An 11,310-nucleotide genomic window follows, 5' to 3' on the forward strand; every position below is an offset into this window, starting at 1 on the left:
CCGGTCAGCGGCGTGCCTCCGGCGACACCGGCCGCACGGCGCAGGTGCGTCGATGCCGCGGCCGAATGCACGTCCACGCGCGCCAGGTAGGCGGGCCGGTCACCGACGACGGCGTCGACGTCGGCGGTGCCGGGCGCGGTGCGCTCCGGCCACCGGGTCTCGTCCCAGCCGTGGCCCCACACGACACCGTCCGGGTGCGTGCTGACGTACTCGGCGAGCAGGTCCAGGCAGTGCCGCAACGACGTCGCGGGCCGCAGGTCCAGCCCGGTCAGGGTCAGCCCGGTGGCCGTGGTGTGGACGTGGCTGTCGACAAAGGCTGGCGCGACGAAACCTCCGCCGAGATCGACGACCTCGGCGTCCGGGAACTGGGCACGCCCGACGTCATCGCTGCCCAGCCACGCGACGATGCCGTCCCGCACCGCCATCGCGGTCGCGTCGGGCATGGCCGGGCTGTGCACACGACCGTTGAGCAGGAGGGTGGTGGTCACTCCGGCAGGCGGGGCCGGTCCACGCGCACGTCGGCGGCGCCCGGGCGGTCGACGTCGTCGATGACCTCGACGACCTCACCGTCGATGTACTCGCCCCGACCGGTGCGGCCGGCCGCGGCCGAACCGAAGGTGCTCACGCCGACGATCAACGGGGCGCGGCGCGCGGCCATCGCGGTGATGACGGGGCGCGCAGCGGCACGGGTCGGCGGGAGCAGCAGCAGCGCGCCGAGGACGGAACTGGCCAGGCCGGGGATCACGACGAGCACGGTACCGAGCGCCACCAAGGCGCTGTCGGCGACCGCCCCCTGGGCGTCGGCCAGTGTCAGCCCGGAACGCAACCGGCGCAGCTGACGGCGCAGTTGCGAGCCGGCCAGCAGCAGGCCGAGCAGAAACACGCCGGCGAACAGCAGCACCGTCCAGCCGAAACCGATCGCCGAGGTGAGCGCCACCAGGACCGCCACCTCGAGCACCGCATAGACCAGGAACAGCCGCATCGCCATAGTGTGCCAACGCGCGGGCGGCGCCGCAGGTTCCGGTCCGCCGTTTCAGGCTGTCGCTGCCTCGACTTCGATCGCCGCGTGCACCTTGTCCACTCCGCCGCGCAGGATCGCCTGCGGGATCCACCACCATGCGTGCCACCAGTAACGCCTGGTCACCATGTCGAACACCCGCCGGGTGTCGGACTTGGGCAGGTTGCGGGCCACGGCTTCGACGGGTTCGCCCTTGGGCTTTCCGAGCACGCCGCACTTCTGGATGGTGACCCGGGGCGTGTTGTTGATTCGCTTGGTCTTCCAGGAGCCGTCGTCGGTACTGATCAGCAGCTTGCCTGCGTGCGGCACGCCCCACACCGGTGTCGGCTTGGGGCGGCCGTCCTTGGTGAACGTGGTCAGCAGCAGGTACTTCTCGCGGGAGACGTCCTCGAACGTCGGAGCGGTCATGAACCCATTAGTTGACCGGTTTGATCTCGACCGAAACGTTCTTCTGCATGCCGCCGCGCAGCTTGGAGAAGAAGTTGAAGACCTTGCCGAGCAGCCCGTACCGCTTGGCGAGCGCGTCGTAGGTGGCGGCGTTGGCCGACTTGTCCAGGATCCGCGCCGTCGCCTCGACCGCTTCACCCTTGGGCTTACCGGCCTTGTCGCACGGCGCGATCGTCACCCGCTCGGTGTTGCGGATCCGCTTGACCTTCCACGACGTCTCCTGCGTGATCGCGATGAGGCCGTCGCCGGCCGGGGCCGCCCAGATCGCGGTCGGCTTCGGCCGGCCGTCCTTGGTGAAGGTGGTCAGCAGGATGTAGTCGGACTTGGCGACGTCGGCGAAAGTGGCGGTCATTCCGCCAATGTAACGGCCGACGGTCGGCTCAAGCTCCTGTCAGGCGGCGTCGAAGGTGACGAGGTCGATGCTGAGTGCGTGTCAGCCTTCGAGATCGCCTTCGGTTTCGAGCAGCACCTGCCGCAGTCCGTCCAGGGTGCTCTGCTCAGGGGCCGCCCACATGCCGCGACCGGCTGCCTCGAGCAGCCGCTCGGCCATGCCGTGCAACGCCCACGGGTTGGACTCCGACATGAACTTGCGGTTCTCGTCGTCGAGGACGTAACTCTGTGAGAGCTGCTCGTACATCCAGTCGGCCATCACGCCGGCGGTCGCGTCGTAGCCGAACAGGTAGTCGACGGTGGCGGCCATCTCGAACGCCCCCTTGTAGCCGTGCCTGCGCATCGCGTTGATCCAGCGCGGGTTCACCACCCGCGCCCGGAACACCCGGGTGGTCTCCTCGGACAGCGTGCGGGTGCGCACCGCGTCGGGCCGGGTGTTGTCACCGATGTAGGCGGCCGGATCCTTGCCGGTCAGCGCGCGGACCGTGGCCACCATGCCGCCGTGGTACTGGAAGTAGTCGTCGGAGTCGGCGATGTCGTGCTCGCGGGTGTCGGTGTTCTTGGCCGCCACCGAGATCCGCCGGTAGGCCCGGTTCATGTCGTCGGTGGCCGGAGCCCCGTCCAGTCCGCGGCCGTAGGCGAAGCCGCCCCACGCGGTGTACACCGCCGCCAGATCCGCGTCGTCGCGCCAGTTGCGGCTGTCGATCAACTGCAGCAGACCTGCACCATAGGTGCCGGGCTTGGAGCCGAAAATTCTTGTCGTGGCCCGTCGTTGGTCACCGTGCTCCGACAGGTCGACCTGCGCGTGGGCCCGTACGTAGTTGTCCTCGGCGGGTTCGTCGAGTCCGGCCACCAATTGCACCGCGTCGTCGAGCATCGACACCACGTGCGGGAACGCGTCACGGAAGAACCCCGAGATGCGCACGGTGACGTCGATGCGGGGGCGGCCCAGTTCGGCCGTCGGGATCGCTTCCAGGTCGACCACGCGGCGTGACGCGTCATCCCAGATCGGCCGCACACCGAGCAGCGCGAGGACCTCGGCGATGTCGTCGCCGGAGGTGCGCATCGCCGAGGTGCCCCACACCGACAGCCCCACCGACTCGGGCCAGCGTCCGTAGTCGGTGCGGTAGCGCTCCAGCAGCGAATCCGCCATCGCCACACCGGTTTCCCACGCCAGCCGGGACGGGACCGCCTTGGGGTCCACCGAGTAGAAGTTGCGGCCGGTGGGCAGCACGTTGACCAGCCCGCGCAGCGGCGAACCGGACGGCCCGGAGGCGATGAATCGGCCGTCGAGTGCGCGCAGGATCTGGTCGACCTCCCCGGCGGTGCCGGCCAGCCGCGGCACCACCTCGGTCGCGGCGAACCGCAGGATCGCCGCAACGTCCTCGTCGTCGGTCAGGGTGTCCACGACCCCTGCGTCCCAACCACTGTCCTGCAGTGCGGCGACCAACTCCCGGGCCTGGGCCTCGGCTGCGTCGACGGCGGTGCGCTCGTCGTGACCGTCCTCGGCCAACCCGAGCGCCTGGCGCAGACCCGGCACAGTCTGCTCGCCGCCGAACAGCTGACGGGCCCGCAGGATCGCCAGGACGAGATCGAGTTGCGCTTCGCCCGTGGGTGTTTGGCCCAGGATGTGCAGGCCGTCGCGAATCTGGACGTCCTTGATCTCGCAGAGCCAACCGTCCACGTGCAGCAGCATGTCGTCGAAGGAGTCCTCGTCGGGACGGTCCTCCAGGCCCAGATCGTGGTCCATCTTCGCCGCCCGCATCAGCGTCCAGATCTGCTGGCGGATCGCGGGCAGCTTGCCCGGGTCCAACGCCGAGATCGTGGAGTGTTCGTCGAGCAGCTGTTCCAGCCGTGCGATGTCGCCGTAGGTCTCGGCCCTGGCCATCGGCGGGATCAGGTGGTCGACCAGGGTGGCGTGCGCGCGGCGCTTGGCCTGGGTGCCCTCACCGGGGTCGTTGACCAGGAACGGGTAGATCAGGGGCAGGTTCCCCAGCGCGGCATCGGTGCCGCAGGCCGCCGACATGCCCAGGGTCTTGCCGGGCAACCACTCCAGGTTGCCGTGCTTGCCGAGGTGGACGACCGCGTCCGCCCGGAACGACGAGTCGATCCAGCGGTAGGCCGCCAGATAGTGGTGGCTGGGCGGCAGATCCGGATCGTGGTAGATGGCCACCGGGTTCTCGCCGAATCCGCGGGGCGGCTGCACCATCAGCACGACGTTGCCCGCCGCCATGGCCGCGATGACGATCTCGCCGTCGGGGTCGGCGCTGCGGTCGACGAACAACTCCCCCGGCGGCGGTCCCCAGTGTTCGACGACGGCGTCGGTGAACTCGGCCGGCAGCGTGGCGAACCACGCCCGATAATCCTTGGCCGACACCCGGATCGGATTACCGGTCAGCTGCCCCTCGGTCAGCCAGACCGCATCCTGGCCGCCGCGCTCGATCAGCGCGTGGATCAGCGCGTCACCGTCGCCGGCCGCCAGCCCGGGGATCTCCCCGACCTCGTAGCCGGCGTCCTTCATCGCGTTCAGCAGCGCGAGCGCACTGGCCGGGGTGTCCAGGCCGACGGCGTTTCCGATGCGGGCATGCTTGGTCGGATAGGCCGAGAACACCAGAGCCACCCGCTTGTCGGCCGGGGCGATCGAGCGCAGCCGGGCGTGCCGCACGGCCAGCCCGGCGACGCGGGCGCAGCGTTCCGGGTCGGCGACATAGGAGATCAGGCCCTCGTCGTCGATCTCCTTGAACGAGAACGGCACCGTGATGATCCGGCCGTCGAATTCGGGCACCGCCACCTGGGTGGCGACGTCCAGCGGCGACATCCCGTCGTCGTTGGCCTCCCATTGCGCGCGCGAGCTGGTCAGGCACAGTCCCTGCAGGATCGGGATGTCCAGTGCGGCAAGGTGTGCCACGTTCCACGCATCGTCGGCGCCACCCGCCCCGACCGCGGCCGGGGTCGCCCCGCCTGCAGCCAGCACGGTGGTGACGAGGGCGTCGGCGGTGCCGAGCAACTCGATCAGCGCGTCGTCGGCGGTGCGCAGGGACGCGCAGAACACCGGAAGTGCCACTCCCCCAGCGCTTTCGATCGCATCGCACAACGCCTCGACGTATGCGGTGTTTCCGGCCAGATGCTGGGCGCGGTAGTACAGCACGGCCACGGTCGGGCCGTCGGAGCCGGCGGATTCGCGCTCCAGCACACCCCAGATGGGGGTTGTGCCGGGCTCGGCGAAACCGAAGCCGGTCATCAGCAGCGTGTCCGACAGGAACGCATGCAGGTTCGCCAGGTTCTCGGTTCCGCCCTGCGCGAGGTAGATGTGGGCCTGCAGGGCCACGCCGGCCGGGGTGGTCGAATGGTTCATCAGGTCGGCGTCGGGGGTCTGCTCGCCACTGACCACGACGGCGGGCACGCCGCTGGCGGTCACCGCGTCGATGCCGTCCTCCCATGCCCGGTAGCCGCCGAGGATGCGCACCACCACGATGTCGGCCGCGCGCAGCAACTCGTCGAGTTCACCGTCGACCAGCCGCGCCGGGTTGGCCCAGCGGTACGCGGCGCCGCTGGCGCGGGCGGTGATCAGGTCGGTGTCGGAGGTGGACAGGAGCAGCACGGTCGGCGAGGTCTGGCCGGCGGCCTCAGGCAGGGTCACCCCCTATTCGTACCCGACGGCCTCAGCCGTGCCAGCGGCCGTACCAGGTCTGCCCGTACGGCGCGCCGACCGCGGCGACGAGCGCGAGAATGGCCACAGTCAAGATCAGAATCGCGGTCATCGGTGTTTCCTTCCGAAAGGCCCCCTCTTCTTCGAGCGGGCTCATGCCGGATGACGGTACCGCCGGTACTGGCTAAAAAGCGGAGGCTGTGCCGGACGGAACCGGCAGCACAGCAACGTGATACACGTCACACACGCGCTAGTCGGCGGTGACGAACCCCTGCGCGACCATCCAGTCCCGGGCGACCACGCTCGGGTCCCGTCCCTCGACGTCGACCTGCCGGTTGAGCTCGGTGATCGCCTCGTTGGTGAGGGCCGCGGTCACCGGCGCGGTCACCTCCGCGATCTCGGGGTGGGCGTCGAAGAATTCCCGCTTCATCGTGACCGACGGGTTGTAGTGCGCAAAGAACTGCTTGTCGTCTGCCAACAGGACCAGGTTCAGCGCGGCGATGCGGCCGTCGGTGGTGAACACCTCGCCGAAGTCGCACTCGGTGCCGTCGGCGGTGGCCTGGTAGATGATGCCGACCTGCAGGATCGGAGTCTGGGCCTGCCCCGGGTCGAAGCCGTAAGCCGCCGCCATGCCGGGGAAGCCGTCCTGGCGGGCCCGGAACTCGGTGTCCACGCAGGTGCGGGCCGCGGCCGGATCGCGCTGAACCAGCGCGGCGTAGTCGGACAGGGTGCGCACACCGGTTCTCTCGACGGTCTGCGGGCTGGCGGCCAGCGCATAGGTGTCGTCCATCGGCCCCGGTTCCAGCCACACCATGTCGTTGCGGGCCAGGTCCTCGTCGCGCACCGCCTCGTACTGTTCGCGGGTGTCCGGGATCGGCTTCTCGTGGCCGAGATAGTTGATCCACGCATTGCCGGTGAACTCGTAGGCGACGTCGACCTGTCCGGAAAGCTGCGCCTCCCTTGTGCTCCGGGATCCCACGATGCCAGTGAGGTCCCTGACGTCGGCACCGGCGGCGGCGAGGGTGAACTCCAGGATGTAGCCCATGATCACCTGCTCGGTGTACTCCTTGGAGCCGACGGTGATCCGCACCCCCTCCAGCCCCGGAGTGGGCTGGATCGTGCCGGGTCCCACCTGCAGTGGCACCGCGCTACCCGAGCCGAGTCCGCACGCGGTCAGCGCCAGCGCGAGCACCGCGGCGAGCGCGGCCATCCGGCGCGCGCTCACCGCAACCCTTTCGGGTCGAGGAAGAACTCGGCCAGCCCGCCCAGCCAGTCCACCAGCAGCGCCAGGCACACCGCGAGCACGCTGCCCAGGATCAGCGTCACGTTGTCCTGCAGCTTGTAACCGGTGTCGATCAGGATGCCCAGGCCGCCGGCGTTGACCAGGAAGGACAGCGTCGCGGTGCCGACGGCCAGCACCAGCGAGGTGCGCAGACCGGCGAGGATGAACGGCACCGCCAGCGGCAGTTCGACTCGGAGCAGCAGCGACGCCCGCGACATCCCCTGCCCGAGCCCGGCGTCGATCAGCGCGCGGTCCACCTGATCGATGCCGAGGATGGTGCTCGACAGCACCGGCAGCAGTGAGTAGAGCGCGATCGGCAGCACCCCGATCCAGAACCCGGTCTTGGCGGTCAGCAGGAACAGCAGCACCAGCAGCCCGATCGCGGGTGCTGCCTGTCCCACGTTCGCGATCCCGACGAACAAGGGGCGCAACACTTTCGCCCAGGGACGGGTCACCAGAACGCCGAGCGGAACACCGACCAGCAGCACTATCGCCGTCACCGCGGCGGTGATCAGCAGGTGCTGCCAGATCAGCATCGCGACGTTGCCGGGGTTGATGTTCTCCGACTGGGTGGCGGTCAGGTCGCGGTTGAACGCCCAGAACACCACCGCGGCCCCGACCACGAGCACCAGAACCGGCTGGACGAACAGCCGGGCGCGCTCGGCGGGGGTGCTTGTCGCGGGGCCGGCGACGTCGGCGCCGGTGGCCTGCCGGGCGGTGGTCACGACGGAACGTCTTTCCCGCCGGTGGCCGCGTCGGCTTCGGCGCGCAGCCGGGTGATCGTGTCGATGAGCGTGTCCAGGGTGACCACGCCGACGTAGCGGTTGCCTGGTCCGGCGACGACGGCCGACGCGTGCTGCTCGGCCAGGATCGCCTCCAGGGCGTCCTCCAGGGTGGAATGGGTGCTGATCACGTCGAGCGATTCGACGGCGTCGGCGAGCGCGCCCGCGTGCCGGAGCCTGCGCTCGCGGACCCAGCTCACGGGCCGGTCCCGCTCGTCGAGCACCACCGCCCAGTCGTATTCGCTGGCGGCGAGCACCGAGCGCACGTGCTCGACGGTGTCGCCGCGGTGCACTGACGGCCGCGACTCCAGCGCCACGTCGCGCGCCCGCAACAGCCCGAGCTGCTGCAGCGACGCCCCGGAACCCACGAAGCCGGCGACGGTGTCGTCGGCCGGGGCGGCCAGGATGTTCTGCGGGGTGTCGTACTGCAGCACCTTGGACTGCTGACCGAACACCGCGATCCGGTCGCCGAGCTTGACCGCCTCACCGAAGTCGTGTGTCACGAACACGATGGTCTTGCGCAGTTCGCTCTGCAGCCGCAACAGCTCGTCCTGCAGGGTGCTGCGGGTGATCGGGTCCACGGCGCCGAACGGCTCGTCCATCAGCAGCACCGGCGGGTCGGCGGCCAGCGCGCGGGCCACCCCGACACGCTGCTGCTGACCGCCCGAGAGCTGGCGCGGATAGCGGTCGGCGTACTGGGCCGGCTCCAGCCCAACCATGTCGAGCAGTTCGTCGACCCGCTCGTCGATGCGTCTGCGGTCCCACTTGAGCAGACCCGGCACCAGCCCGACGTTCTGCCGGATCGTCATGTGCGGGAACAGCCCGGCCTGCTGGATCGCATAGCCGATGGACCGCCTCAGCTCGTTGGGCTTGATCGACAGCGCGTCCTTGTCCCCGATCAGGATCCGGCCCGACGTCGGCTCGCTGAGCCGGTTGATCATCCGCATGGTGGTGGTCTTGCCGCAGCCGGACGGGCCGACGAAGATCACGATCTCCCCGGCCGGAACGTCCAGCGAGACGTCTTTCACCGCGGGTTGGGCGGCTCCGGGGTAGGTCTTCGACACGTGGTCGAGTTCGATCCGCACCCCGGTGGGCTCTGATTGCTCTGTCACCGAATGCCTTTCGACGTCGTGAGGCGCCCGACCAGGACCAGGATCGCGTCGAGCGCCAGAGCCAGGATCACGATCAGCAGGGTGCCGCTGAGCGCCATGGGCAACGCGGTGGGGCTGCCGACCCGGGCCAGCCCGGCGAAGATCAGGTTGCCCAGGCCCGGCCCTTTCACATAGGCCGCGATCGCGAGCACCCCCATCGACATCTGGGTGCTCAGCCGCATGGCCGACAGCACGGCCGGCCAGACCAGCCGCAGCTCGACCCGGCCCAGGGTTTCCAGCCGGCTCATGCCGATGCCCCGGGCGGCATCGGTCAGCGCCGGGTCGATCGCGTTGAGGCCGACGATCGTGTTCCGGATGATCGGCAGCAGCGAGTACAGCACCAGCGCCGCCACGCTGGGCACGACACCGAGGCCGAACAGCGGGATCAGCAGTCCCAGCAGCGCGAAGGACGGGATGGTCAGGATGACGCTGGAGGTCGCGGTGGCCAGGTTGGCGGCCAGCGCGTTGCGGTAGGTGGCCACCCCGATGGCCACCCCGATCAGCGTGGCGAGCAGCACGCTCTGCACCACGGCGCTGACATGCTGGTACGAATCGAAGATCAGCTGCGTGTGGTGGGCGGTGACGTAGTCCCACAGTCCGTTCACCTGCACCTCCGTTCGCTGGCTTCTACCCGATCTTGAACTTGCCAAAACGGCACCGATTCGATTCCGGCTGAATCAAACGGTTGGCCATCGCCTCGGCTGCGGCCAGAGTGCTCTCAGTCGTTCTGTGGAGGTGTCATGTCATCAGTCAAGGTGGTCAAGCTCGGAGCCGTGATCGGCGCCCGCATCGAGGGCGTGCGGCTCTCCGACGGAGTGGATGCGGCCACGGCCGCGCGGATCAACGCCGCGCTGTTGGAGCACAAGGTGATCTTCTTCCGCGGCCAGCACGATCTGGACGGCGACGGCCAACTGGCCTTTGCTCGCGCGCTGGGCACGCCGACCACGGCGCACCCGACGGTGACCTCGCGCGGGACCAGGGTGCTGCCGATCGACTCGCGCTACGACAAGGCCAACAGCTGGCACACCGACGTCACGTTCGTCGACCGCATCCCGAAGGCGTCCCTGCTCCGGGCCATCACGTTGCCGCCGTACGGCGGGACCACGACGTGGGCGTCGACCGAGGCCGCCTATGACCTGCTGCCGCCGCCGCTGCGCGCGCTGGTCGAGAACCTGTGGGCGGTGCACACCAACGAGTACGACTACGCCGGTGACGTCGACGCCCGCCTGGAGCAGCTGGCCGACACCGAACGCCAGTATCGGGAGGAGTTCGTCTCCGATTACTACGAGACCGAGCACCCGGTCGTGCGGGTGCACCCGGAGACGGGCCGCAAGGTGCTGTTGCTCGGGCATTTCGTCAAACACTTCGTCGGTCTGGGCAAAGCCGAGTCGGGCGCGCTGTTCCAGCTGTTGCAGAATCGGATCACCAAGCTGGAGAACACCATCCGCTGGAACTGGGAGCAGGGCGATCTCGCGGTGTGGGACAACCGGGCCACCCAGCACTACGCGGTGTCCGACTACGACGACCAGTTCCGCCGGCTCAGCCGGGTGACCCTGGCCGGGGACATCCCCGTCGACGTGCACGGTGCGCACAGCCGGGTCGTCGCCGGGGATGCGTCGACCTATTCGGCCGTGGTGGCGCCGGCGGTGCGGCTGGTCAGCTGAGTTTTCGGCGGGCGGTACCGTGGAGCGATGGCCAGGGAACGGGACGACGACGCCTGTCCGGGCGCGCTGCAGACCCACCAGGCCGCCGACGGTGAACTGGCCCGGGTCCGGCTACCGGGCGGTGTGCTGACCGCCGCCCAGCTCGACGCGCTGGCCAACGCGGCGACCGAGTTCGGCACCGCGACGCTGGAACTGACCTCGCGCGCCAACCTGCAGATCCGCGGGATCCGCGACACCGGCGCGGTGGCCGCAGCGCTGGCCGAGGCAGGCCTGCTGCCGTCGCCGACCCACGAGCGGGTGCGCAACATCCTGGCCTCCCCGCTGTCGGGCCGTCACGGCGGAGTCTGCGACACAAGGGATCTGGCGCACGCCCTGGACTCCGCGCTGCAGCGCGACCCCGATCTGGTCCGGTTGCCGGGCCGGTTCGTGTTCGGCATCGACGACGGCCGCGGTGACATCTCCGGCCTGGGCACCGACGTCGGTGTGCACGTGCTCGACGCCCACACCGTGGCGCTGCTCCTGGCGGGCCGCGACACGGGCGTGCGGGTTCCGCTGCACGATGCGGTCGACGAATTGCTGCGCGTGGCACGGCGCTTCACCGAGATCCGGGGCACCGCCTGGCGTGTCGGCGAACTCGCCGACCCCGCAGAGCTGCTCGGGCAGCGCGAGCCCACCGCACCGCCGGGGAAGACGTGGCCGGCTTCGGTCCGCCCCCCGGTGGGCTGGATCGAGCAGGACGACGGGCGCATCGCGCTCGGCGCCGCGGTTCCGCTGGGCGTCCTCGACGCGCGGGTCGCGCAGTACCTGGCCGCCGTGCAGGCGCCGCTGGCGGTCACCCCGTGGCGGTCGGTGCTGCTGTTCGACCTCGACGAGGGCGTCGCCGACGTCGCGCTGCGGGTCCTCGCGCCGCTCGGGCTGATCTTCGAC

Annotated in this window: 12 protein-coding genes; 2 read left to right on the plus strand and 10 right to left on the minus strand. The window is 69.8% G+C overall.

Going from position 1 to position 11,310, the window contains the following annotated elements; translation table 11 throughout:
* The 10 genes from MVA01S_RS25565 to MVA01S_RS25605 all read right to left on the minus strand — a co-directional run.
* Nucleotides 1–443 (minus strand): amidohydrolase family protein (locus MVA01S_RS25565; protein ID WP_159426350.1); only part of this gene is annotated, 443 nt, incomplete at its 3' end.
* Nucleotides 444–484: 41 nt separating this feature from the next.
* The gene (locus MVA01S_RS25570; RefSeq protein ID WP_003933493.1) at nucleotides 485–988 is read right to left on the minus strand and encodes an FxsA family protein; all 504 of its coding nucleotides are present in this window, start codon (nucleotides 986–988) and stop codon (nucleotides 485–487) included.
* Between the two features lie 45 nt (nucleotides 989–1,033).
* Nucleotides 1,034–1,426, minus strand: a complete 393-nt coding sequence (locus tag MVA01S_RS25575) for a PPOX class F420-dependent oxidoreductase (RefSeq protein ID WP_003933494.1) — start codon at nucleotides 1,424–1,426, stop codon at nucleotides 1,034–1,036.
* 7 nt (nucleotides 1,427–1,433) lie between these two features.
* Nucleotides 1,434–1,817: a PPOX class F420-dependent oxidoreductase gene (locus tag MVA01S_RS25580; protein ID WP_003933495.1), complete on the minus strand. Its 384-nt coding sequence runs from the start codon at nucleotides 1,815–1,817 to the stop codon at nucleotides 1,434–1,436.
* Nucleotides 1,818–1,898: 81 nt separating this feature from the next.
* Entirely contained in the window at nucleotides 1,899–5,495 is a 3,597-nt protein-coding gene (cobN, locus tag MVA01S_RS25585) for a cobaltochelatase subunit CobN (RefSeq protein ID WP_003933496.1), read from the minus strand.
* Nucleotides 5,496–5,517: 22 nt separating this feature from the next.
* A complete protein-coding gene (locus MVA01S_RS31385; RefSeq protein ID WP_157895623.1) occupies nucleotides 5,518–5,661 on the minus strand; it encodes a hypothetical protein in 144 nt (47 codons plus the stop codon).
* 93 nt (nucleotides 5,662–5,754) lie between these two features.
* Nucleotides 5,755–6,714, minus strand: coding sequence for a glycine betaine ABC transporter substrate-binding protein (locus MVA01S_RS25590; protein ID WP_003933497.1), 960 nt, complete (start codon nucleotides 6,712–6,714; stop codon nucleotides 5,755–5,757).
* A gap of 11 nt (nucleotides 6,715–6,725) precedes the next feature.
* Nucleotides 6,726–7,511, minus strand: coding sequence for an ABC transporter permease (locus tag MVA01S_RS25595; protein WP_003933498.1), 786 nt, complete (start codon nucleotides 7,509–7,511; stop codon nucleotides 6,726–6,728).
* The gene (locus MVA01S_RS25600) at nucleotides 7,508–8,680 is read right to left on the minus strand and encodes a betaine/proline/choline family ABC transporter ATP-binding protein (RefSeq protein WP_003933499.1); all 1,173 of its coding nucleotides are present in this window, start codon (nucleotides 8,678–8,680) and stop codon (nucleotides 7,508–7,510) included. Before MVA01S_RS25600 ends, MVA01S_RS25595 begins: the two co-directional genes overlap by 4 nt.
* Nucleotides 8,677–9,324, minus strand: a complete 648-nt coding sequence (locus MVA01S_RS25605) for an ABC transporter permease (protein WP_040543074.1) — start codon at nucleotides 9,322–9,324, stop codon at nucleotides 8,677–8,679. Before MVA01S_RS25605 ends, MVA01S_RS25600 begins: the two co-directional genes overlap by 4 nt.
* Before the next feature lie 135 nt (nucleotides 9,325–9,459).
* Here MVA01S_RS25605 and MVA01S_RS25610 point away from each other — a divergent pair, with 135 nt between their 5' ends.
* Nucleotides 9,460–10,383, plus strand: a complete 924-nt coding sequence (locus MVA01S_RS25610; protein WP_003933501.1) for a TauD/TfdA dioxygenase family protein — start codon at nucleotides 9,460–9,462, stop codon at nucleotides 10,381–10,383.
* Between the two features lie 27 nt (nucleotides 10,384–10,410).
* Nucleotides 10,411–11,310 (plus strand): ferredoxin-like domain-containing protein (locus MVA01S_RS25615; RefSeq protein WP_060941740.1); only part of this gene is annotated, 900 nt, incomplete at its 3' end.

The sequence above is a fragment of the Mycolicibacterium vaccae NBRC 14118 = CIP 105934 genome (assembly GCF_001552715.1).
GTDB classification, from domain to species: domain Bacteria; phylum Actinomycetota; class Actinomycetes; order Mycobacteriales; family Mycobacteriaceae; genus Mycobacterium; species Mycobacterium vaccae.